This is a genomic window from Corynebacterium sp. MSK004 (assembly GCF_030232515.1).
GTDB classification, from domain to species: domain Bacteria; phylum Actinomycetota; class Actinomycetes; order Mycobacteriales; family Mycobacteriaceae; genus Corynebacterium; species Corynebacterium hesseae.
The window spans coordinates 160,112-183,337 of sequence record NZ_JASPKB010000007.1 but is presented as its reverse complement, the minus strand read 5'-3'; the positions used below and the strand labels follow the sequence as shown (position 1 = coordinate 183,337).

General features: G+C 60.5%; 22 protein-coding genes and 2 tRNA genes. 18 read left to right on the top strand and 6 right to left on the bottom strand.

All coding sequences use genetic code 11. The features are described from left to right. The first annotated feature begins 38 nt into the window (after positions 1–38). The 7 genes from pgm to QP999_RS09985 all read left to right on the top strand — a co-directional run bounded on the left by pgm (position 39) and on the right by QP999_RS09985 (position 4,501). Entirely contained in the window at positions 39–1,655 is a 1,617-nt protein-coding gene (pgm, locus tag QP999_RS10015) for a phosphoglucomutase (alpha-D-glucose-1,6-bisphosphate-dependent) (RefSeq protein WP_284848227.1), read from the top strand. 49 nt (positions 1,656–1,704) lie between these two features. Next, a complete protein-coding gene (locus QP999_RS10010; protein WP_070522452.1) occupies positions 1,705–2,166 on the top strand; it encodes a MauE/DoxX family redox-associated membrane protein in 462 nt (153 codons plus the stop codon). A 17-nt stretch (positions 2,167–2,183) separates the two neighbouring features. Beyond that, positions 2,184–2,651 (top strand): MauE/DoxX family redox-associated membrane protein, encoded by a 468-nt coding sequence (locus tag QP999_RS10005; protein ID WP_070522450.1) that lies wholly within the window; start codon positions 2,184–2,186, stop codon positions 2,649–2,651. A 58-nt stretch (positions 2,652–2,709) separates the two neighbouring features. Then, positions 2,710–3,462, top strand: a complete 753-nt coding sequence (locus tag QP999_RS10000; protein ID WP_284848226.1) for a DsbA family protein — start codon at positions 2,710–2,712, stop codon at positions 3,460–3,462. Positions 3,463–3,561: 99 nt separating this feature from the next. Then, positions 3,562–3,634, top strand: a tRNA-Ala gene (locus QP999_RS09995). A gap of 22 nt (positions 3,635–3,656) precedes the next feature. After that, a tRNA-Ala gene (locus tag QP999_RS09990) sits at positions 3,657–3,729 on the top strand. 49 nt (positions 3,730–3,778) lie between these two features. After that, on the top strand, positions 3,779–4,501 hold the full coding sequence (locus QP999_RS09985; protein WP_284848225.1) for a fructosamine kinase family protein: 723 nt from the start codon (positions 3,779–3,781) through the stop codon (positions 4,499–4,501). Between the two features lie 346 nt (positions 4,502–4,847). On the opposite strand, the gene QP999_RS09980 is transcribed toward QP999_RS09985, so the two are convergent. Together QP999_RS09980 and nadE are read right to left on the bottom strand one after the other, a co-directional pair. Then, complete coding sequence (locus tag QP999_RS09980) at positions 4,848–5,945, bottom strand: HNH endonuclease signature motif containing protein (RefSeq protein ID WP_284848224.1); 1,098 nt, start codon at positions 5,943–5,945, stop codon at positions 4,848–4,850. Positions 5,946–6,209: 264 nt separating this feature from the next. Next, positions 6,210–7,025 (bottom strand): NAD(+) synthase, encoded by an 816-nt coding sequence (nadE, locus tag QP999_RS09975; RefSeq protein ID WP_425248906.1) that lies wholly within the window; start codon positions 7,023–7,025, stop codon positions 6,210–6,212. Between the two features lie 36 nt (positions 7,026–7,061). Here nadE and QP999_RS09970 point away from each other — a divergent pair, with 36 nt between their 5' ends. The 6 genes from QP999_RS09970 (at position 7,062) to nrdE (ending at position 12,964) form a co-directional block, all read left to right on the top strand. Then, positions 7,062–8,390, top strand: coding sequence for a sugar porter family MFS transporter (locus QP999_RS09970; protein ID WP_284848223.1), 1,329 nt, complete (start codon positions 7,062–7,064; stop codon positions 8,388–8,390). Between the two features lie 123 nt (positions 8,391–8,513). Continuing rightward, complete coding sequence (gene ykgO / locus QP999_RS09965; RefSeq protein WP_003847162.1) at positions 8,514–8,636, top strand: type B 50S ribosomal protein L36; 123 nt, start codon at positions 8,514–8,516, stop codon at positions 8,634–8,636. A gap of 149 nt (positions 8,637–8,785) precedes the next feature. Next, positions 8,786–9,679, top strand: a complete 894-nt coding sequence (locus QP999_RS09960) for an esterase/lipase family protein (protein WP_284848222.1) — start codon at positions 8,786–8,788, stop codon at positions 9,677–9,679. A 385-nt stretch (positions 9,680–10,064) separates the two neighbouring features. Continuing rightward, positions 10,065–10,304, top strand: a complete 240-nt coding sequence (gene nrdH / locus QP999_RS09955; RefSeq protein WP_070522434.1) for a glutaredoxin-like protein NrdH — start codon at positions 10,065–10,067, stop codon at positions 10,302–10,304. 9 nt (positions 10,305–10,313) lie between these two features. After that, positions 10,314–10,739, top strand: a complete 426-nt coding sequence (gene nrdI / locus QP999_RS09950; protein WP_070522431.1) for a class Ib ribonucleoside-diphosphate reductase assembly flavoprotein NrdI — start codon at positions 10,314–10,316, stop codon at positions 10,737–10,739. Between the two features lie 62 nt (positions 10,740–10,801). Continuing rightward, positions 10,802–12,964 (top strand): class 1b ribonucleoside-diphosphate reductase subunit alpha, encoded by a 2,163-nt coding sequence (nrdE, locus tag QP999_RS09945; RefSeq protein ID WP_144015063.1) that lies wholly within the window; start codon positions 10,802–10,804, stop codon positions 12,962–12,964. 6 nt (positions 12,965–12,970) lie between these two features. Here the strand turns inward: nrdE and QP999_RS09940 are convergent, their stop codons facing one another. Beyond that, positions 12,971–13,615 (bottom strand): FadR/GntR family transcriptional regulator, encoded by a 645-nt coding sequence (locus QP999_RS09940; protein WP_154762484.1) that lies wholly within the window; start codon positions 13,613–13,615, stop codon positions 12,971–12,973. Between the two features lie 183 nt (positions 13,616–13,798). Between QP999_RS09940 and nrdF the strand changes: the two genes are divergently transcribed. From nrdF to QP999_RS09920, 4 genes are all read left to right on the top strand, one after another. Next, positions 13,799–14,788 (top strand): class 1b ribonucleoside-diphosphate reductase subunit beta, encoded by a 990-nt coding sequence (nrdF, locus tag QP999_RS09935; RefSeq protein ID WP_070522424.1) that lies wholly within the window; start codon positions 13,799–13,801, stop codon positions 14,786–14,788. A gap of 339 nt (positions 14,789–15,127) precedes the next feature. After that, positions 15,128–16,819: an aa3-type cytochrome oxidase subunit I gene (gene ctaD / locus QP999_RS09930; protein WP_284848221.1), complete on the top strand. Its 1,692-nt coding sequence runs from the start codon at positions 15,128–15,130 to the stop codon at positions 16,817–16,819. 103 nt (positions 16,820–16,922) lie between these two features. Next, the gene (serB, locus tag QP999_RS09925; RefSeq protein WP_070561778.1) at positions 16,923–18,116 is read left to right on the top strand and encodes a phosphoserine phosphatase SerB; all 1,194 of its coding nucleotides are present in this window, start codon (positions 16,923–16,925) and stop codon (positions 18,114–18,116) included. After that, the gene (locus QP999_RS09920; RefSeq protein WP_070561747.1) at positions 18,109–18,834 is read left to right on the top strand and encodes a peptidyl-tRNA hydrolase; all 726 of its coding nucleotides are present in this window, start codon (positions 18,109–18,111) and stop codon (positions 18,832–18,834) included. The genes serB and QP999_RS09920 overlap by 8 nt, the downstream gene beginning before the upstream one ends. On the opposite strand, the gene QP999_RS09915 is transcribed toward QP999_RS09920, so the two are convergent. Genes QP999_RS09915 through QP999_RS09905 form a run of 3 tightly spaced genes read right to left on the bottom strand, consistent with a single transcriptional unit; the run spans position 18,831 to position 22,801 of the window. Next, the gene (locus tag QP999_RS09915; RefSeq protein WP_070561745.1) at positions 18,831–20,792 is read right to left on the bottom strand and encodes an ATP-dependent DNA helicase; all 1,962 of its coding nucleotides are present in this window, start codon (positions 20,790–20,792) and stop codon (positions 18,831–18,833) included. The genes QP999_RS09920 and QP999_RS09915 overlap by 4 nt on opposite strands. Positions 20,793–20,828: 36 nt before the next feature. Beyond that, complete coding sequence (locus QP999_RS09910; protein ID WP_070561743.1) at positions 20,829–22,181, bottom strand: nicotinate phosphoribosyltransferase; 1,353 nt, start codon at positions 22,179–22,181, stop codon at positions 20,829–20,831. Positions 22,182–22,222: 41 nt separating this feature from the next. Continuing rightward, positions 22,223–22,801 carry a CAP domain-containing protein gene (locus QP999_RS09905; RefSeq protein WP_070561741.1) on the bottom strand — a complete coding sequence of 193 codons (579 nt, stop codon included), beginning with the start codon at positions 22,799–22,801 and terminating at the stop codon, positions 22,223–22,225. 88 nt (positions 22,802–22,889) lie between these two features. Here QP999_RS09905 and clpS point away from each other — a divergent pair, with 88 nt between their 5' ends. Continuing rightward, positions 22,890–23,225: an ATP-dependent Clp protease adapter ClpS gene (gene clpS / locus QP999_RS09900; protein WP_070522406.1), complete on the top strand. Its 336-nt coding sequence runs from the start codon at positions 22,890–22,892 to the stop codon at positions 23,223–23,225. Position 23,226 lies beyond the last annotated feature (1 nt).

The following is a 23,226-nucleotide window of genomic DNA, read 5'->3' as shown; positions in this document are numbered from 1 at the left end:
GCTTAGGGTGTATCCACGTCTCCAAGGAGGAACCCACCATGGCACACGAGCGCGCCGGCCAGCTAGCCCAGCCTTCCGATCTCATCGATATCGCAGAACTAGTCACCGCGTATTACACCCGCACCCCCGATGCAGATAACCCCGACCAGCAGGTCGCCTTCGGCACCTCAGGGCACCGCGGCTCCGCCTTGGACACCGCCTTCAACGAGGCTCACATCTTGGCGATTACCCAGGCCATCGTGGACTACCGCGCTGAGCAGGGGACCACGGGCGCCATTTTCATCGGCCGCGATACCCACGCTTTGTCCGAGCCCGCCATGGTCTCCGCCCTTGAGGTTCTCCTTGCCAATGGGCTGGAGGTTCGCGTGGATGACCGCGGACGCTACACCCCGACCCCGGCCGTCTCCCACGCCATCCTGACCAACCCGGGCACCGATGGCATCGTGATCACTCCCTCCCACAATCCGCCGCGCGATGGCGGCTTCAAGTACAACCCGCCGACGGGCGGCCCAGCAGACACGGATGCCACCGACTGGATTGCAGCCAAGGCCAACGACTATCTGCGCGCCGGGCTCGATGGCGTCAAGCGCGTGGCGGTTGACGGCGTGCTCGATGAGCGCTGCGTGAAGCACAACTACCTCGACTCCTACGTGGCTGACCTAGCCAACGTTGTGGACATGGCGGCCATTAAAGAGGCCGGTGTGCGCATCGGCGCGGACCCGATGGGCGGCGCCTCGGTGGACTACTGGGCGGCCATCGCCGAGCACTACGGGCTCAACATGACGGTGGTGAACCCAGAGGTAGACGGCACCTTCCGCTTCATGACTCTGGATACTGACGGCAAGATCCGCATGGACTGCTCCTCCCCGGACGCCATGGCTTCGTTGGTTCAGAACCGTTCCAAGTACGACTTGGCCACGGGCAACGACGCGGATTCCGATCGCCACGGCATCGTCACCCCGGATGCGGGTCTGATGAACCCGAACCACTACCTAGCGGTGGCCATCGAGTACCTGTTTAGCCACCGCCCCGAGTGGGGTGAAGCCGGGGTAGGCAAGACCTTGGTGTCTTCCTCCATGATCGATCGCGTCGTGGCCAGCCTGGGCCGTGAGCTCGTGGAGGTCCCGGTGGGCTTCAAGTGGTTTGTGTCGGGGCTTGTCGGCGGCACCCTGGGCTTCGGCGGTGAGGAATCTGCTGGTGCTTCCTTCCTGCGCTTCGATGGGACCGTGTGGTCCACCGATAAGGATGGCATCATCATGGATCTCTTGGCTGCCGAGATCCTGGCGGTCACGGGCAAGACCCCGTCTCAACGCTATGCGGAGCTGGCCGAAGAATACGGTGCGCCAGCTTATGCGCGGACCGACGCCCCAGCTACCCGCGAGCAGAAGGCCATCCTGAAGAAGCTCTCCCCGGAGCAGGTGACGGCGACTGAGCTGGCTGGGGAGAAGATCGTGGCCAAACTCACCGAGGCCCCCGGCAACGGCGCAGCGATTGGCGGCCTGAAGGTGGCGACGGAGAACGCGTGGTTCGCTGCCCGCCCTTCCGGCACGGAGGACAAGTACAAGATCTATGCCGAGAGCTTCCGTGGCGAAGAACACCTCAAACAGGTGCAGGAAGAGGCGCAGGCGCTGGTGTCGCAGGTTCTCGAAGGCTAGGACTGAAGGCCAGGGCTGAAGTCTGGGCCCGAGACTAGGCTAATGAATTATGACATCCGCAAAATCCATGTCGGCCGCCGATCTGATGAGCGCGCTGGTGCGTTTTGGAATGGCTGCCGTGTGGATTATCGCCGGCATTCAGAAGCTGGACGCCAGGATGGAGATGACCCAGGCCATCGAGGCCTACGGCATCTTCACCCCGGAATGGTCCGGATACTTGGCCTACCTCATCGGCCCTTTGGAACTCATGGGTGGGGTGCTGTTGCTGCTGGGGCTGTTCTTGAGGGAGGCGTCGGCAGTCGCGGCGGTGGTCTTAGTCCTCTTCATGGTGGGAATCTCCCAGGCATGGGCGCGTGGGCTGGTCATTGACTGCGGTTGTTTCGGCTATGACCCCGCCGACGTGAGCCAAGGCATGAACTACGCGCTGACGCTGCTACGTGATGCAACCTTTTTGGTCCTCACCCTTTGGACAATTTGGCGCCCGTATCGCCGTTACGCTCTCCACCCTTAACTTGTTAGGCTGTGCTCGTGATTAAAGACAAAATCAGCGCCGCCCTTGTGCTTGACGTCATTAGTGCATTCGCGCGCTTTTATATGGCCTATGTGTGGATCAAAGCGGGAGCGTCGAAGCTGTCGGATCAGCTCGCAGTGTCCCAAAGCATCAAGGCCTATGAGATCTTTACACCAGAGTGGTCTCAGTATTTGTCCTACCTGATTGGCCCGCTGGAAGTGTGCGGCGGCCTGTTGTTGCTGCTGGGGCTGTTCCTGCGCCAATCGGCATGGGTGGGACAGATTGTCCTCGTTCTATTCATGATTGGCATTGCGCAAGCGTGGATGCGAGGGCTCGGGATTGACTGCGGTTGTTTCTCCGTTAGCCCTGATGAAGACGCGCAGGTGATGAACTACATGATGACACTGCTGCGTGATGTCTTCTATTCTGTGTTAATGGTGTGGACAATCAAGCGTCCCTTCACCAAGTTTGCATTGCACCCTTAACAGCGGTGTGTAGGATTTCGGTTCGTTCCATTTACGTCATACAAGACAAGGTTTCTCAATGAGTACAGTTAAAGACCCCACCGCCAATAACAACAGCGGATTCCTGTGGGGCATCGGTGTTCTGCTGGTGATTATTGCCGTCGTGCTCGGCTTTATCTTCTACCAAAACCGTGGTGCCAGCGTTGAGGGCTTGGAAGGCTACACCAAGCAGGACGTCAATATGGAGATGTCCTTTGCTGATAACGCCGTGACCCTCAAGGCTGCCGACGTCAAGGATGCGCCGGAGGTCGAGCTGTACGAGGACTACTCTTGCCCTCACTGCTCTGATCTGGCCAAGCAGACCGATGATCAGATGAAGGAAAAGATTGAGCAGGGCAAGCTCATTGTTAAGGTGCGCACCCTCAACTTCCTGGATGGCAGCCCGAATGGCATCGAGAGCATCAAGTCCAACGAGGGGCACTCCTCCAAGGCCGCGGCTGCGATGGAGCAGGTGGCCAAGTCCGGTGACGTACAGCTCTACTGGAACCTGCGCACGTACCTCATGGATGAGCAGTCCAAGGTGTACAACAAGTGGGAGATGAAGGACTTTGCGCAGGCCGCTGAGTCTTTGGGTGCGGATAAGGATACCGTCAAGGCCATCGAGGATGCACCGGTGGGCAAGGGCAACGCCCTAGTAACCGCGAACTACGAGAAGCTGGAAGCCGACACCGGCAGCGTGTCCTCGCCGCGCATCATCAAGGACGGCAAGGACATTCCGGAGGATGACAAGACCTCCATCATGGAGTGGGTCGACCTCGTCGCAGCTAAGTAGGGGCGTGCAAATACCGCACCTAAACTCGCGATTTGGTGAGTGAAAACGGAGGCGATATATTGATACGAGTTGCAATCACAAAGGTTGCACCTCGTGTGAGGGGCTATGGCGCAGTTGGTAGCGCACCACACTGGCAGTGTGGGGGTCACGGGTTCGAATCCCGTTAGCTCCACTTCATAATTCAATACAGCTTTGGGGCTATGGCGCAGTTGGTAGCGCACCACACTGGCAGTGTGGGGGTCACGGGTTCGAATCCCGTTAGCTCCACTTTCGGCCGTCTCCTTGAATGGGGGCGGCCTTTTTCTATGCTGGGGCCATGGATGTATTCACCAAGACCGTGTCCCGTTCTGATCAAGCTGGCGCCGAGGCTGCTGGGTTGAGATGGCTGGCGCAGGCGCTTGCCGCCGTCGTCGTGGACGTCACCGAAGTCACCTCTACTTCTCTTAGCACGCGGCGGGTGGAGCAGGCGCGGCCGAGCGTCCCTGCTGCCCGCGCCTTTGGCGCTGCGCTGCGCACGGTCCATGAAGCGGGAGCGCCCGCCTTCGGCGCCCCGCCAGCGGGCTGGGAGGGTGCGAACTTCATTGGGCGCGTGGAGCAACCCTGCGAACCGTGTGAAGCCTGGGGCGAGTTCTACGTTGAGCAGCGAGTGCTGCCTTTCGTGGGAGGACTGCCTCAGGGGCTGCAGGGGATTGTTCGGCAAGCATGCGAGGCCATAAAAACTGCTGACTGGGACGTGAAACCGGCGCGAATTCATGGCGACCTGTGGGCAGGCAACGTGCTTTTTACTGCCGATTCGGCCGTGATGATCGACCCTGCCGCGCACGGCGGGCACCCGTGGACGGACCTAGCCATGCTCGAGCTCTTTGGCACGCCGTTCTACGAGGAAATCCTCCGCGGGTACGGGGCGCCCAAGGAATACGAGAAGTGGGTGCCTATGCATCAATTGCACCCACTTGCAGTTCACGCGATGACGCATGGTCCGGCCTACTACGCTCCGCTTGAGCAGGCTGCGCGTTCCACCCTTGAGGCATTGCGATGAGTGCGTGACCGCTCGAAGGTTCTGGCGGATTTGAAGGAGAGGAGCTCTGGGTGCGCTTTTGTGCTCCGCCCTTTAAGGGCGCGCGGACCTTGCTGTCACTTCCCCGCATCTGCTGGGCGGGTTTCGTTCTTTAAGGCTTAAGAGTTCCGGTACTCCCGCTGCATCCGGTGGCGTGTGAACCGTAGTCCGGGATTACTGAGTTTCCCGCGTACCTTGTTGTGGTTCGCGGGTGCTGCTGTCTGAAGGATCGTCGATATGCCCGCGAACCTTCCCTCGGTTGGCGGTGTTGTCGCTGGTGGTGGGTCGTTTTCCTTTCTGCTTGTGTTGTGTTTGGTGGCTGTGGGTGTTAACTACTGTCGGGTGGTTCCTCTGGTGGTTGTCCTGCTTGTTCGGCGGTGAGTCTGGCTAGTGCTTCTTGGTATTCGGGCATTGCTGTTATCGGTGTGCCCCAGGGTGGGATGAAGCTGACCCCGGTGTTGAGCCGGTACATGTAGCCGCGTCCGGTAGGTCTTTGTGGGTCATCATCATTTATTCCGTTGTGGTAGGCGCACAAAAACGTCAGGTTTTTAATGTTGGTGTAGCCGCCTGCCTGCCAGGGCACCAAATGATGGACTTGGCAGTAGTCTGCCGGCTTATTGCAGCCTGGTCTAGAACAGGTGTGGAATTCAGCATGCAGGGTAAGGCGTTGTTTGAAGTTTGCTCCACGCTCTAGCCGGAAGGTGTCGATGGGTCCTTCAATGGGGTGCACGATGGTGGCATAGCCTATTTCGGCAAACTTGTGGGTTAGGAATTCTGCCCCGGTCATGCGCCCACCATTGGTGAGGTTGAGCTCTATTTCGTCCCCGTCGCCGTTGATGATCTGGTCCAACTCGTTCAGGGTGACGATGACTTGGGTACGCACCGCTGGTTTAGAGCCGGTGCCCTCTTTGAAGAAGATGTCGTTGGCGGCTTGAAGCAGGTCGGTGGTGTTGGTTGATTCGAGGACGCCGCGCATGTTGGCGATCGTGGTGGCGTCGTCAGTGATGGAGAGTGTGTTGGGGCCTTGTTCCCGGTAGGTGATGCGCACGCCTGGTTTGGCTATGCGTTTAGAGCGGAGTTCTTTCAGTCGTGTGGTAGCAACGGTGGGGATGCGGTGTGCGGGTGTTCCTGCGAGTTTGATTCTGAGGTTCCAGGCGTCGAGGGTTTTCTTGACTTTTGCGGTGTAGGTTTCAATCAGTGTGAGGGTGCCGAGGCTGTGGCGTTGTTGAAGTGCTGCTTGACGGGCTTTGCGTTGTTTGCCGCTAAAGCGGGTGGGCCCGAAATAAACCTGGTTAAGGCGTGCTAGTTCGGCAGCATCGGAAGCGGAAGCACCGAGCGTGCGGAGCTCATCGGGTGAGCCAGGAATGTTTTCCACCAGCGCAATCCCCGAGTTGCGTAGGCGGATGTAGGTTTCGATATCCCCCATGAGCACAGAGACTAAAACAGCACCGTGGGCCCCGCAACCGGAGCGAAGAAATGCCCAGCTCAGGGGTGGAGTGAAGAGTCAATCATGGGTGTGGGACTATGTGCGCTACAGGTGTTGGGGCGCACGGACTCGCGTTATGGGAAGGGAGAAGTTGACCTCCTGGAAGAGAATGCCACTGGCGTGCGGGGAAACGCTGGCCTCGGGCGCACGTGGTGGGTGCGGAAACGGAACAGGAAAGGCCCCGCGAGGAGGGGGCTTGGAACCTTAGGCGCTGGTAGGGCCCGGCGGCATGGTGCGCTTGTGGGCGCCGCGGCGCCACAGGGTCTCGATGCGCGATTGGGCGGCGGCAGGCACGTCCTTGCCCTCGAGGTAGTCATCGATGTGGGAGTAGGTGACGCCGAGCGCTTCTTCGTCAGAGAGTAGGGGGCGGTCATCCTCTAGATCTGCGGTGGGAACCTTCTTCCACGTAGATTCTGGTGCGCCGAGATGCTTCAGAAGCTGAGCACCCTGGCGCTTGTTAAGCCCGGCGAGGGGCAGGACGTCGGCAGCGCCGTCGCCCCACTTGGTAAAGAAGGCGGTGACGTTTTCGGCGGCGTGGTCTGTACCGATGACCAGCGCGCCGACTTCGCCGGCCAGCGCGTACTGCGCGGCCATGCGCAGGCGGGCCTTGAGGTTGCCTCGATTGAAGTCCCCCAGGGAGTCCTGGTGTAGGGCGTTGGCCACGGCGCCGTCGAGAGCCGCGGTGGCCTCGGCGATGTTGACGGTGAGGCAGTGGTCGGGCTCGATAAAGTCGAGGGCGATCTGTGCGTCATCCTCGTCGGCCTGTACGCCGTGGGGAAGGCGCACGGCCCAGAAGTCCGCGCCGTCGACGCGGGCCACCGCCAGCTGAGCCAAGCGCCCAGCCAGGGTGGAGTCCTGGCCGCCAGAGATGCCCAGGACAAAGCCCTTCGCGCCGGTTGCGCGTAGGTAGTCCACCAAAAAGGCGACGCGGCGCTCAACCTCTTCTTCTGAATCGATGCGGGGTTTTACGCCGAGGGCCTTGATGATGTCGTGCTGGAGGTCTATGGATTCATGTGACATGACGCCAATGGTAGCCGCCTGCGACAATAGGAACCCGTGAACAAAGATACGTACGTCATGATGGTCGCAGGCGTCGCCGCCCTGGGTGGCCTGCTCTTTGGATATGACACCGGAGTGATGTCCGGAGCCCTCCTCTTCGTGGGACCGGAATTCGGCATGTCTGCCCATGAGGAGGGGCTGGTGACCTCGATGCTCTTGGTCGGCGCGGCAGTTGGCGCGCTGGTCGCTGGGCGTGTGGCGAGCATGATCGGGCGGCGTCGCACCCTCATCGCCGGTGGGCTCATCTTCGTGGCTGGTTCCGTGTGGTGCGCGCTTTCAAGCTCGGCCGATGAACTCGCTGCCGCCCGCACATTCCTCGGCGTGGCAGTGGGCGCGGTGTCGATCGTCTCCCCGATGTATATCTCCGAAATCACCCCGGCGGCTGTGCGGGGCCGGATGGTCTCCCTCAATACGCTCATGATCGTCGTGGGGCAGCTGCTGGCGTATGGCGTGAACTCGCTATTGGCTGCAAGCGGCAGCTGGCATTGGATGCTGGGGCTGGCCGCGGTCCCGGGCGCGGCGCTGGCGCTCGGCATGGTCTTCCTGCCCGATACCCCGGCATGGCTCGCGGCACAAGGGCGACCGCGTGAAGCTGCCGCGGTCAGCGCTCGGGTCGGCGCGCAGGGAGCGGAGTTGGAGCTTAGTCCACGTCCGAGCACGGGTGAATGGCGAGCTTTGCGACGCCACCGTTGGATGCGCTGGGCCATCGCGCTTGCCATGCTCATGGGGGTGACTCAGCAGATTACGGGTGTGAACGCCATTGTGTACTTCGCGCCCACGATGATGAACCAGGTGGGTATCTCCACTACTAACTCGGTATATACGTCGATGGTGATCGGTGCGGTATCCGTCGTAGCGTGCCTCGTGGGCATGCGCGTGATTGACCGGCTGGGACGCCGCCGGCTGCTGTTGGCGGGCCTAGGCGGCAACGTGGTCTCACTCGTGGTCCTCGCGGTGGCCTATCACTTCGCCCATGACTCCATTCCGCTGGCCATGCTGTCGTTGGCGTGCATGGCGGCGTTCATTGCCTTTCAGCAGGCGGCAGTCTCCCCGGCCACGTGGTTGCTCATGTCAGAAATCGTGCCGCCAGAGGTCCGCGGCGTGGGCATGGGAATTGCTGGGCTGGCACTGTGGGTGAGTAACTGGGCGGTGGCGCAGTTCTTCTTGCCGGTGGTCGAGTGGCTCGGAGGTTCGCTGGCCTTCGGAATCTTCGCGGTCTTAGGTCTCGTCGCGGTGGGATATACCCGCGCACTCGTTCCGGAAACGGCGAGGGAGAGCCTCGAGGATGTTGCCGAGCAGCTTCGCGCCCGCTACTCCGAAAGCTGAGTGTTTTGGTTATGACGCGCGCGTGGGGTAACATTTTTCCTCGTGTCATTGCTGGGTGTCTTCCCAGCTGTGCTTTGAACTAATCAATCGCATCAAGATTGCGCATAACGAAAGGAGCGCCCGATGAAGGTTCGCAAGTCGCTTCGGTCGCTGAAGAAGAAGCCGGGCGCCCAGGTTATTCGCCGCCACGGTAAGGTCTTCGTGATCAACAAGAAGGATCCGCGCTTCAAGGCTCGCCAGGGCTAAGAAACGAGTTTCCTCGTCTCCGCCCTCCCCGCTTTGTGGGGAGGGCGGATTTTTTATGCCCACGTGCCTGGACAGATGCGATTTAATGAATATAATTATCGGGCGGACTTCAGCAGGGGTCCGAAAGATAGTTGAAAGAAAGAAGAATAATGAAGAAGCGTCTCGCGGCGGCGGTGTGTGCTGCTGCAGTTGGGTTCACTGTCCCGGTAGCTCATGCTGCGGACTTTGAGTTTGAAAGCTTGGCGGATTCCTCGCTGGGAATCAATGATCCCTCGTGCGAGCCGAGCGGCGAGGTGCGTGAGCCGGTGGTGCTTCTCCACGGCACGTCGGACAATTCCTCGACGTGGAACGAACTGATCCCGGTCCTGCAGGAGGAGGGGATGTGCGTGTGGGCCTTTGACTACGGCGCGGACGACGTGACGCTGCAGAACGCGAATCCTCGTGCCAAGGCGATTGCGGACTTGGATGAGTCTGCGCGCGAAATTGCAGGGCAGATTGATTACGTGCGCGAGGTGACCGGAAGCGACAAGGTTAATCTGGTGGGCCACTCGCAGGGCGGGCTGCACATCAAGACCTACACGCAGATGTACGGTTCGGCTGAGTACGTTTCCCACGCTGTGGCCATTGGTGGCAACCTCCATGGCACAACCCTCAACGGGATGGGCGAGGTTCTGGCCAAGATGATTGCGGCGATGCCACACTTTGCTCGGTTCTTGGCGAGCTCTGCAGGCATCCAGCAGGTTGTCGGCTCCGAGTTCATGGAGAACCTCAATGCGCTGCCTGATACGGCGCCGGGGCCGCTCTATACATCGATCTATTCGCCTGCCGACGTCACGGTGACCCCGAACTCTTCCTCCATGCTTACACCTGTCGACGGCGCCGACGTGGTCAACATCGATCTAGGGGAGCTGTGCGGAGCGGAGCCGCTGCATCTGGACCTGCCGCGGGATCCCATGACGATGAGCCAGGTGCTCTTTGGTCTGACCCGCGAGGCGGGGCAAGGGGCTGATTCTGGAACCTGTGTCGAGCCAATGCTTGATTAGATTTCATTGGCAATAGAGGGGCCGGTATCGAGGGCGTGGCCTAGAGCCGTGCCCTTTTGTGGACTTTGTCACAAACTAAGTGAATCTTCGGTAAACGTGCAGGGAATATCAACGGTGTAGTTACCGCCGTGGGGACGGGCGGAGTGATGGGGTGTCAACATGTGGGGTCGGGCCAAGTTACATCCTGGGAATACCAGGCATGTAACTACTACATGTAGTGCTAGTTGCGGGGTGCGGGCACAAAGTATAGTGTCGTTGATGTTGCTTGAACGGCGGTCCGATATCGCTGTTCAGAGCCTGTAGGCAGAGCCGTTGAACGCTCTGCCAGTATCGAATTCAACAGTCACTCCGCGTGTAGCGCCGAAGGAAGCCAAAGGAACGTCACATGAGCATCACTGTCTACACTAAGCCCGCTTGCGTCCAGTGCAACGCCACCAAGAAGGCTCTCGACCGTGCTGGTCTCGAGTACGAGTTGGTGGATATCTCCCTCGATGATGATGCCCGCGACTACGTCATGGCCCTCGGATACGTCCAAGCGCCGGTCGTGGAAGCGCACGGCGAGCACTGGTCCGGCTTCCGCCCGGATCGCATCAAGGCCCTCACTGCGATGGTGGCGAGCGCCTAGGTTAACGCCATGTTGGTCGTGTATTTCTCTTCCGCTACGGAAAACACCCACCGCTTCGTCGAGAAGCTCGGCCTTCCCAGCGCCCGCATCCCGCTGCGCCTTAATGACGAGCCCCTCACCGTGAATGAACCTTATGTCTTGGTGTGCCCGACATACGGGGGAGGGGCGTCGGTAAGCGGGCAGAACACGCGGCCTGTACCCAAACAAGTCATTCGTTTCCTGAATGATGAACACAACCGCAGCTTCATTCGCGCCGTTGTAGCCGGAGGAAACAGTAACTTCGGCAGTGACTTTGGCAAGGCGGGTGACGTCATCGCCGCCAAGTGTAAGGTTCCTTATGTGTATCGCTTCGAGCTTCTCGGAACCGAGGAAGATGTCACAATTTGCCGTGAAGGCCTCCTGGCCAACGCGGCCGCTTTAGGTTTGGCTGCCTAAAGCCTCATCCGTACTATTTCGTCTCTCCATTTCGCCATAGCAAAGAAAGGCCCGTGAACGTCGTGACCACGCAACTGGGTAAGACCGTCGCCGAACCTGTGAAGCCGGCCGAGCAACTGGATTATCATGCACTTAACGCGCTGCTGAACTTGTATGACGAGAACGGCAAGATTCAGTTCGACAAGGACCGCGAGGCCGCGAACCAATTCTTCCTCCAGCACGTCAACCAGAACACTGTCTACTTCCACGACTTGGAAGAGAAGATGCGCTACCTGGTGGAAAACAAGTACTACGAGCCGGAGCTGATCGAGCAGTACGACTTCGATTTCATCAAGTCCCTGTTCAAGCGCGCCTATGCCTTTAAGTTCCGTTTTAAGACCTTCCTTGGCGCCTACAAGTACTACACGTCGTACACCCTGAAGACCTTCGACGGCCGCCGCTACCTCGAGCGCTTCGAAGACCGCGTGTCCATGACCGCACTCTTCTTGGCTGATGGTGACACGGAGGTGGCTGAGCACCTCGTGGATGAAATCATGACCGGCCGCTTCCAGCCGGCTACCCCGACCTTCCTCAACGCCGGCAAGGCTCAGCGTGGCGAGCTGGTGTCCTGCTTCCTGTTGCGCATCGAGGACAACATGGAGTCGATTGGGCGCTCTATTAACTCCGCCCTGCAACTGTCCAAGCGCGGCGGCGGCGTTGCCCTGTTGCTGTCCAACATCCGCGAATCCGGTGCGCCCATCAAGCACATCGAGAACCAGTCTTCCGGCGTCATCCCCGTGATGAAGCTGCTGGAGGATTCCTTCTCCTATGCCAACCAGCTGGGCGCTCGCCAGGGCGCTGGTGCGGTGTACCTCAACGCGCACCACCCGGACATCATGAGCTTCCTTGACACCAAGCGTGAGAATGCGGACGAGAAGATCCGTATCAAGACCCTTTCGCTTGGCATCGTAATCCCCGACATCACCTTCGAGCTGGCAAAGCGTAACGATGACATGTACCTGTTCAGCCCGTACGATGTCGAGCGCGTCTACGGCAAGGCCTTCGGCGATATTTCCATCACCGAGCACTACGAAGAGATGGTCGAGGATCCGCGTATCCGCAAGAAGAAGATCAACGCTCGCCACTTCTTCCAGACCGTCGCGGAGCTGCAGTTCGAGTCCGGTTACCCCTACATCATGTTCGAGGACACCGTGAACCGCGCCAACCCGGTCAAGACTGGGCGCATCAACATGTCGAACCTGTGCTCCGAGATTCTGCAGGTGAACGCCCCGTCAGAGCTTAACGACGACCTCACCTACAAGACTTTGGGCAGCGATATTTCCTGCAACCTTGGCTCCCTCAATATCGCGGCTACCATGGATTCCCCGGACTTCGCCTTGACAGTGGAAACCGCTATCCGTGGCTTGACGGCTGTGGCGGACAAGACCTCCATCGACTCCGTTCCCTCCGTGCGCAAGGGCAACGATGATTCCCACGCGATTGGCCTGGGGCAGATGAACCTGCACGGCTACCTTGGCCGCGAGCACATTGAATACGGCTCCGAGGAAGGCTTGGACTTCACCAACGCCTACTTTGCCGCCATCATGTACGCAGCGCTGCGCGCATCCAACAAGCTTGCCCGCGAGCGTGGCGAGTACTTCACCGAGTTCCCCGAGTCTGACTATGCCAGCGGTGAGTTTTTCGACCGTTATGATCCGGCGGACTTTGCTCCGCGCACGGAAAAGGTCAAGGAGCTCTTCGCTAAGTCCTCGATTCACACCCCGTCGGCGGAGGAGTGGGCTGCGCTGAAGGCGGACGTCGCCAAGCACGGCATCTACAACCGCAACCTGCAGGCGGTGCCGCCGACCGGATCGATTTCGTACATCAACAACTCGACGTCCTCGATTCACCCGATCGCCTCCAAGATTGAAATCCGCAAGGAAGGCAAGATTGGCCGCGTCTACTATCCGGCGCCGCACATGGACAACGACAACCTGGAGTACTTCAAGGACTCCTATGAGATCGGCTACGAGAAGATCATCGACACCTACGCCGAGGCTACGAAGTACGTTGACCAAGGCCTGTCGCTGACGCTGTTCTTCAAGGACACCGCCACTACCCGCGATATCAACCGCGCCCAGATCTACGCATGGCGCAAGGGTATTAAGACCCTCTACTACATTCGCCTGCGCCAGATGGCTCTGGAGGGAACCGAGGTTGAGGGCTGCGTTTCCTGCATGCTCTAGTTCTTGTTAGTCCTTGTTCGCACGCGCCTCAATTAGGATGGCGCGTGCGATTTTTTCTGCCTCGGGGGAGTCGCCGCGGTGGATTGCCTCCGCTAGATCCAGGTGGCGCTGTTCGGTGCCGGCCGTGGGGTTGCGTTTGCGGGAGCCAAAGAGGGAACGGCCGCGCACCATGGACAGCAGATAGGGGCTGAGAGCTGAAAACATCTCATTGCCCGAGGCGTGGAGAACCATGGCATGAAAACGCAGGTCGGTAGCGAGGTGCTCACCGACGCGCCGCGTTGGCGTGTCTTGGAGGCGTTGGGCCAGCTCTAAGATCTCTTCCTTATCTTCTTGGGACGCATGCAGCGCAGCGAGGCCGGCGGCGACGGGCTCGATGGCAAGGCGCAGTTCGTTGAGTGAGGAGCGCTGCCTGTCGCGGGATTTCTCTGAGCTCAGGCGCCACGAAATGATGGCGGGATCATAGACCGCCCACTCGCTGATGGGGAGCACCGTGATACCTACGCGGCGTGAAGAAGAGACCATGCCTAAGTGCTCTAGTGCGCGCATTGCCTCGCGGGCTACGGTTCGGGAAACTCCGAAACGCGCGCAGAGATCGGTGAGTGTAAAACGCTCACCGGCGGCAAGGGTGCCGCTGACGATGTCGGCGCCCATGGTGTCTAGAACGGTGCTGAGTAGGGGAGCGGAGGGCTCAGTCACGGGGAGCCGGTACCTCCATCGACATTCGGGGGCGTGTGAACAGGGCTTAAGTATAAAACACGCAGGAATTTTGGCCCCTAGTTTTACCGGGTACCATGGCACCAGACTCACAATAACTAGTAAGACGAGGTGACGTGCGTGTCTCACGAGTACGACGATTACATCGCTAGCCACGAGGCTCCGGTGAAGGCGATTAACTGGAACACGATTCCAGATGAGAAGGATCTCGAGGTGTGGGATCGCCTCACCGGTAACTTCTGGCTTCCGGAAAAGGTGCCGGTGTCTAACGATATCCAGAGCTGGAAAACTCTGACTGAGAAGGAGCAGGAGACCACCATGCGTGTCTTCGCTGGTCTCACTCTGCTCGATACCATCCAGGGCACCGTCGGTGCGGTATCGCTGCTTCCCGACGCCACCACTCTCCACGAAGAGGCGGTCTATACCAACATCGCCTTCATGGAGTCCGTTCACGCGAAGTCCTACTCCAATATCTTCATGACGTTGGCGTCGACTCCTATGATCAACGACGCCTTCCGCTGGTCCGAGGAGAATGAAAACCTCCAGCGCAAGGCAAAAATCGTTATGTCCTACTATCAGGGCGATGACCCGCTGAAGAAGAAGGTTGCGTCCACCTTGCTGGAATCCTTCCTCTTCTACTCAGGCTTCTTCCTGCCGATGTACTTCTCGTCGCGCGCAAAGCTGACGAACACGGCCGATATCATCCGCCTCATCATCCGCGATGAGGCCGTCCACGGCTATTACATCGGCTACAAGTTCCAGCAGGGCTACAAGAAGCTCTCGGAGTCGGAGCAGGAAGAGATGAAGGGCTACGCCTTCGACCTGCTCTATGAACTCTACGAGAACGAGATCGATTACACCGAGGATCTCTACGATGAGTTGGGCTGGACCGAGGATGTAAAGCGCTTCCTTCGCTACAACGCCAACAAGGCGCTCAATAACCTAGGCTTCGAGGGGCTTTTCCCGGCTGATGAAACCCGCGTGTCCCCGGCCATCCTGTCCTCCTTGTCTCCGAACGCGGATGAGAACCATGACTTTTTCTCTGGCTCCGGTTCCTCCTACGTGATTGGCAAGGCGGAGGAAACCACCGACGAGGACTGGGACTTCTAAGTAGCATCCACTGCCACGCCGCACCTCCTAGAACGATCAACCGAAAGTTTGATTCTTTCAGGGGGTGCGTTTTCGGGTTTTAGGGGCCGACACACCCGACCATCTGTGTTCTAGATCACCGCCTGGTGGGGCATGGCGTGGCAGGTCTGCCACGTACAAGGGGTTATCCGGATAAAACGGGGCTAACAAGGGCTATGGGGAATATCAGAGCGCTGGAAATTTGGCCCTGAGGTGCCCTAATATAAGGCGAGTAAACCTAGGTGTTTAATCACTGGGCGTGTGGCGCGATAAAACGCGTGATACCGATGTGGTTAGACGCTTGTTCTTCAGGAGGATTTTATGACCGCTGTGGCGCCACGGCTCGACGATTACGTCGCGCCTACACGTCCGGAGCCGACTGGTAACGCAAAGACCGGTTCCAAGGCGTGGATGTTGCTAACCACCACCGACCACAAGCAGCTGGGCATCATGTACATGATCATGGCCTTCAGCTTCTTCTTCCTCGGTGGCTTCATGGCTCTGCTGCTTCGCGCTGAGCTTTTCACCCCAGGATTGCAGTTCCTGTCCAACGAGCAGTTCAACCAGCTCTTCACCATGCACGGCACCGTCATGCTGCTGCTGTTTGCAACACCAGTGGTGTGGGCATTCGGTAACTATGTTCTGCCCCTGCAGATTGGCGCACCGGATGTGGCCTTCCCGCGTCTGAACGCTTTCGGTTTCTGGATTACCCTGACCGGCGGCGTCGTGATGCTCGCGGGCTTCTTGACCCCGGGCGGCGCTGCTGACTTCGGCTGGACCATGTACGTCCCGCTGTCTGACTCGGTTCACACCCCGGGTATCGGCGCCGACATGTGGATCGTCGGCGTGGGCGCTACCGGTGTCGGTACCATTGCTTCCGCCATCAACATGATCACCACGGTCCTCACCCTGCGTGCACCGGGCATGACCATGTTCCGTCTGCCGGTCTTCACCTGGGCAGTGTTTACCGCATCTGTCATCGTTCTGATGATCTTCCCGCTGCTGACCGCTGCGGCGCTGGGTGTTCTTTATGACCGCAAGCTGGGCGGCCACATCTTCGACTCCGCCAACGGCGGCGGCATCCTGTGGCAGCACCTCTTCTGGTTCTTCGGCCACCCGGAGGTCTACGTCCTGGCACTCCCGTTCTTCGGCATCATCTCTGAGGTTGTCCCGGTCTTCGCTCGCAAGCCGGTCTTCGGCTACATCGGTCTGGTCTTCGCCCTGCTGGCAATCGGTGCGCTGTCCATGGCCGTGTGGGCTCACCACATGTTCGTGACCGGTGCTATTCTGCTGCCGTTCTTCTCCTTCATGACCTTCCTCATTGCGGTTCCGACCGGCGTGAAGTTCTTCAACTGGGTCGGCACCATGTGGAAGGGCCACATCACCTGGGATACCCCGATGATCTTCGCCATGGGCTTCCTGGCAACCTTCCTCTTCGGCGGCATGACCGGTATTATGCTGGCCTCCCCGGCACTGGACTTCCACCTTGCTGAGTCCTACTTCTTGATTGCTCACTTCCACTACACCCTCTTCGGCACCGTGGTGTTCTCCGCCTTCGCTGGCCTGTACTTCTGGTTCCCGAAGATGACCGGCCGCATGCTCGATGAGCGCCTGGGCAAGATTCACTTCTGGCTGACCTTCATCGGCTTCCACGGCACCTTCCTTATCCAGCACTGGGTGGGCAACATGGGTATGCCGCGTCGTTACGCCGACTACCTGGAGTCTGATGGCTTCACGGTCTTCAACCAGATTTCCACCATCTTCTCCTTCGTCCTCGGCGCCTCGGTTATCCCGCTGATTTGGAACGTCTTCAAGTCCTGGCGCTACGGTGAGATCGTCACCGTGGACGATCCGTGGGGCTATGGCAACTCCCTCGAGTGGGCCACCTCCTGCCCGCCGCCGCGCCACAACTTCGTGTCGCTGCCGCGCATTCGTTCCGAGCGCCCGGCCTTCGAGCTGCACTACCCGCACATGGTTAAGCGCATTCGCGAGGAAGCACACGTCGGCCACTAAGCACTCACTAGCTGAGTACTCCTGAAAACGCCGCCTCCCCATCACTGCGATGGGGAGGCGGCGTTTGCCGTAGGTGAAAAGGTCACCAACGCGGTGTGAGATAATAAGCCCCGTGGATAATCAAAGTGAACAAGTCTTCGCCGTTGTTACCGCCTCCGGCCCCGATAAGCCCGGTGTGTCGGCGGCCTTCTTCCGCGTACTGAGCTCCCACAATGTCGAGCTCGTCGACGCCGAGCAAGCCATCTTCTCCGGCCGTATTTCCCTCTCCGCGTATATCCGGGTGCAGGCCTCCCGCCTCGAAGCGCTCGAGCAGGGCCTGCGCAACACGTTGAGCATTTATGCCCAATCCATCAACGTGGATCTTCGGGAAGAGGAGGCAACCTCACGGCCGCGCTCCACGCACGTCGTCGTGGTTCTGGGACGCCAGCTCAACGCCAGCCAGATGTCGGCCATTGCTAAGGAACTGGCTAACCTCAACGTCAACATCGACCGTATCCGCGGGCTCTCCACCTACCCGCTCAATGGCTTGGAGCTGTATATCACGATCGATGGTGCTGCCGATCCCGTCCGCGCCATGCTGGCCCGCCTAGCTACCGAGCAAGGTGTCGACATCGCCATCGAGCGCTCCGGCCTGCAGCGCCGTTCGAAGCGGCTTATCTGCTTTGACTGCGATTCCACCCTTATCACCGGTGAGGTTATCGAAATGCTGGCCGCCCACGCCGGCAAGGAAGCCGAGGTTGCCGCAGTGACCGAGCGCGCGATGCGCGGCGAGCTGGACTTCGAGCAATCCCTACGCGAGCGCGTCGCCACCCTGGAAGGTTTGCCGGAGTCCGTCATCGCAGAAACCGCCGCCGATATTTGCCTGACCCCGGGCGTGCGGACCACCATTCGTACCCTCAAGCGGATGGGCTACCGCGTTGCGGTAGTCTCTGGTGGCTTTATCCAGGTCCTCGAAGATCTGGCACAGGAACTCGACCTCGACTACGTGCGCGCCAACACCCTCGAAATCGTGGACGGTAAGCTCACCGGCCGCGTCATCGGTGACGTGGTGGACCGCAAGGCCAAGGAGAAGTTCCTGCGCGAATTCGCCGCGGATTCGGGCCTGAGCATGCTGCAGACCGTTGCCGTCGGCGACGGCGCTAACGATATCGACATGATTTCCGCCGCCGGCTTGGGCATCGCCTTCAACGCCAAGCCAGCGCTGCGCCAGGTTGCGGATACCTCCGTCAACCACCCATACATGGATGAGATCCTGCAGATCCTCGGTATCCCGATGGAAGAAGTTGCCAGTGAGTAATCTCCGCGAGGCCCATCGCCGTCTTGCGGCTGCGTGTAGCGAGCGCAGTTGGCGCGATGACCCTGAGGACCCGAACAAACCCGAGACCATTCAGGCGATGCAGATCGCGCTCAACCTGCCCAAGCAGGATCCGCCCGCGCGCACCGAGGCGCTCGAGGCGGCAGCTAAAGGCGTCGTCAAGCTCTGCCTCGATGATAGGGCTGGCCAGGATGGGGCCTTCGCCGAGGCCCTAGGGCAGTGGTACGGGCACCGCATCCGCAAGGTGGCGCGCCGCGCACGCAACAAGGCCTGGCGCGATGTGCAGTCCCTGCCCGGCGTCACCGTGGATGATCGCGCGCGCGTTTTCCTCCCCTCGGCGGTGCAGGACGTGGACCCACTCGTGGCGAAGCTGCAGATCGGCCACACCGACCTGCCGAAGGATGAGCCAGGGCCCGCGCTTGACGACGTCCCTGTGATCTACGTCGACGCCTCCCTCGCCATGAGCGCGGGAAAGGCCGCAGCACAAGTAGGGCACGGCTCAATGCTACTGGCCGCGGCGATGAGCGCCGAGGAAGTGGAGGACTGGGCGGCACAGGACTTTGTGCTGTCCGTGCGCGAAATCCCTCATGCGGACTTCGCCGTGGCTTGTACGCGTCAGGGAGCGGTGGTGGTGCATGACGCCGGTTTCACCGAGGTCGCCCCAGACTCAGCCACGGTGTGCGCGCTGCGCCGCCCCTAGTGGGCCTCAACCAGGCGCTTGAGAGCGCCGCGCACGACCTGCGGGTCGCTCGTGGGCCACATCTGCGGCATGGAGGCCCGCAGGTAGGAGCCGTAGCGCTTGGTTTCCAAGCGGCTATCGAGGACTGCGACGACCCCGCGGTCCGCAGTGGAGCGCAGCAGGCGGCCCGCGCCCTGGGCCATAAGCAGCGCCGCGTGCGTAGCGGAAACCTCCATAAAACCATTGCGCCCAGCCGCTTTCGCGGCCTCGGTGCGCGCTTGCATCAGGGGATTATCCGGGCGGGGGAAGGGGATACGGTCGATGAGGACGAGGGAACAGGCAGGTCCCGGGACGTCGACACCCTGCCAGAGAGTGAGCGTGCCGAACAGACAGGAGTTCTCGTTCTTCGTGAATTTATCCACGAGCGCGCCGATGGAGTCCTCGCCTTGAAGGTAAATGTCGAAGGGGAGCGTGGGCTTGAGCTCCTCGGCCGCTTGTTGTGCGGCCCGGCGTGAGGAGAAGAGACCGAGGGTGCGCCCGCCCGCGGCCATGATGAGCTCGCGGATTTCCTTAAGGGTCTGCGGGCTGAGTCCGTCGCGGCCCGGCTGCGGCAGGTGCGCTGCGGTATAGAGGATGCCGCTGCGCGCGGGGTCGAAAGGATAGCCCACGTCGAGACTGTCCCATGTACCTTTGGGCAGGCCCCATTGTGCGGCCATGGCGTCGAAGCGCCCGCCCAAGGCAAGCGTGGCGGAGGTGAGCACCACGGTCTGCTCGCCGAAGAGCTTTTCGTGCAACATGCCGGCGATGGAGAGCGGGGCAACGGCCAGGGTGTCGTTCAGCGTGCGCTCATCGCGTTCCAGCCACACCACGTCGGCGTGTGCTGCGGGGTCACCGGTGGCGAAGACGTCGAGGATGCGGGCGATGGCTTCGACGAGGCTGCCGAGGTGATTGGCCAGGTTTTGGCGCTCGGCAGATTTTTCTGGGTCTTGGGCCTGTTCGCCCTCGGGGGCGCGGGCGATGGTCTCGCGGCAGTCGCTTAACGTGTCCGCGAGGCTCATGAGTTGCTGCTTGGCTTCCTCCGGAAGATCGGTCCAGCGGCCCGGCGTGAATTCACCGAGGAGTTGGCTCAGCTCATTGGCTTGTTCGCTCAGCCGCTGGTCTTTGCCATTGGCGCCGAGGGACTTGGCGCGGTTGGCCGCCATTTTGAGGGCGCGCCCGGTGATCTCGGCGGTAGAGACCGAGGTGATGCGGCCATCTAGCTCGTGTGCCTCATCGATGATGACGACATCGTGCTCCGGCAGGATGTTGATGTCTGCCACCGCATCGATGGCGAGCAGCGCGTGGTTGGTGACGACGATGTCGACGTCCGCCGCGCGGCGCCGCGCGAGCTCCGCGAAGCAGTCCTCGCCGTGCGGGCAGCGGGTAGCACCAAGGCACTCATTGGAGGTGACGGAGACCTGCCGCCAGGCTAGATCGGGCACTCCCGGTTCGAGGTCCTCGCGGTCACCCGTCTCGGTGTCCTCCGCCCACTCGTAGACGCGCTGGACATGGCGCCCGAGGCTGGAGATGGCGTCCTGGTCAAGCAGGGCGTCTTCGTCTTCAAGCTCAGCGGCGCGGGAGACCTTGTTGAGGCAGACGTAGTTGGAACGCCCCTTCATGATGGCGAAGGTCGGCTTCTTTTCCAGGTGCGGTTCGAGGGCCTCGGCGAGGCGCGGCAGATCTCGTTCCACCAGCTGGCGTTGCAGTGCCAGCGTGGCCGTGGAAACAATCACGGTGTGCCCGGTCTCTTGCGCGTGGCGAAAGGCAGGGACGAGGTAAGCCAGTGATTTACCCGTACCCGTTCCAGCTTGCACGGCGAGGTGGCGCTCTTTTTCCAACGCGGTGGTCACGGCTTCCGCCATGCGTACCTGGCCGGCACGCCGCGCACCTCCGAGGGCGGAGACGGCGGCGTCGAGGAGGTCAACCGTTGAGTCCTGCATTTGAGTCAGTCTAGTCGGTTGCCTCCCGCACGCATCCTATGAGCCGAACCCGATGAAGCGGGTCGGCACCGCAGGTTCGTCGCGGGTCAGAGCTAAACCTTCCCACGGCAGAGTGGTGATGGCGTGGGCTAGGTACTCGCGGGCTTCGTGGAGGGTGGGCAGATTGTCCAGGATCTCCCCGTCGCGCATGAGCGGCACCGTCATGTCGCGGGTGCTCAGTGTTCCGGTGTCTGGATCTTCGGCGGAGAAGGGGAGCACGAGCTCCTCGACGGCCACCCCGGAGGAGCGGTAGGTGCGCAGGGAGCGCTTTGCTCCACCCTGCGACTTCTTCGAGGAGGAACGCTTGGCCACGGGATGGCTATCAACCTCGACGACCTTGTACACCATGCTGGCGGTTGGGGCGCCAGAGCCGGTGACCACCGAGGTACCCACGCCGTAGACGTCGACGGGATCTCCGCGCAGGCCAGCGATGGCGAACTCGTCCAGGTCGGAAGAGACAACGATCTTCGTGTTGTGGTTGCCCAAGTCATCGAGCTGCTTACGCACGCGGCGAGTGACAGCGGCCAAATCGCCGGAGTCGATGCGAACACCACCCAGCTCGGGGCCGGCCACCCGCACGGCGGTTTCCACGCCCTTGGTGATGTCGTAGGTATCCACCAACAGGGTGGTGCCCACGCCGAGGGTTTCGATCTGCCCGCGGAAGGCCGCCTCCTCGTTCGGGGTTCCGTCTTCGTTGACGTGCGCGAGCGTCCATGCATGCGCCGCGGTACCGGAGACCGGGATGTCATAACGGTAGCCAGCCTCCAGGTTGGAGGTGGCCTGGAAACCGGCTAGGTAGGCAGCGCGGGCGGCGGTGACGGCGGCATACTCGTGCGTGCGGCGCGAGCCCATCTCGATGATGGGGCGGCCATCCGCAGCCACCACCATGCGCGAGGCCGCAGAGGCCACGGCGGAATCGGAATTCATGATGGACAGGATTACGGTTTCCAGGATCAGGCATTCGCCAAAGGTTCCGCGCACGGTCAGAAGCGGCGAGTTGGGGAAGTACAGCTCGCCCTCGCGATAGCCATCGATGTGCCCGGAGAAACGGTAATTAGCCAGGTAGTCCTTGGTCTCTGCATCGAGGAAGTCCATCTCCGCCAGCTGCTGAGCGGTGAAGCGGAAGTCTCGGACTGCGCGAAGGACACGCTCGGTGCCGGCGACAACACCGTAGCGCCGCTCGTTGGGGAGGCGGCGGGCAAACACTTCGCAGGCCACCTGGCGGTGTGCGGAGCCATCGCGCAGCGCAGCCTGCAGCATGGTCAGCTCATACTTATCGGTAAGCAGGGCCGTAGAACGATCGCTGGGCCCGAGCCCAGAATCCTGGACGTTGTCTGAGGTAGTAGTCACATCGAAGATGCTACTCAGCGCGTACCGAAAAATCAGCAGTTCTATGCTTCGAGCTGAATGACAACGTAGACTTCGCCGTCGCTGTAAGCCGTGCCCACCGCAGCGGTGGTCATGCGGGGATCGCGCAAGGCGGCCACGTGGGAGGGGGAAGCTCGGAAGGCTTCGACAAACTCATATCCACTCGCCGTGTCCAAAGGAAGGTGGTGCTGGACCATCTGCACGTTTTCTTCAGATGGCCCTTCCTCGTGTGTTACTGCGTTGCATTCTGCCTTTTCGCGCGCAGCGGTCTGGCGATCGATCCCGGGCACCAGCGGGGCCTGACCGTCCTTCCTGCGCCACTCGTTGAGTGCCGTGAGTAGATCCTCTTGAATGGTGGCGAGCTGGCGTTGGACGGGGACGTCGGGAAGCTCGTAATCGCACGTCGCCGGTGCGGGAGGCTCAGAATCCTGTGAGCTGCCGTTATCGGAGGGGTTGGTCAAGCTGAGCACGGCGGTCACGAGCGTGCCACCGAGGACCAATACGGTAAGGATGCGCTGCACGAGAGGCACAAGGTCCTCTCTTGAGGGTTGGCGTCCCGCGAGAATGTCAGTAACGGCTGGGGGAAGGGAGAAAGAATTCATCGATGCCACCTGCAAACGACAATCAGGTTAAAGGTCGAAGACAGTATAACTGTTCGCGAGATGAAAAAATTTGGCTAGTGTAGAGGACATGAAAGCGCACAACGAAACGTCCGCAGTCGTGGTGATGAGTTCGCCCATGGCCACCCCGGAGCTGGATGAGGCGATTGACGTCGACGTCGCCACGAGCGAAAACCTGCCGTGGATGTGCATTGTCTGGGATGACCCAGTCAACCTAATGAGCTACGTTTCCTACGTGTTCCAGACCGTTTTGGGTTATGACAAGAAGCGAGCTAACGAGCTGATGATGCAAGTCCATACCGAAGGTAAGGCGGCGGTGTCCTCGGGCGAACGCGACAAGGTTGAAGCTGACGTGAAGAAACTACAGGTCGCCGGCCTGTGGGCCACGATGCAGCAGGCAGGATAAG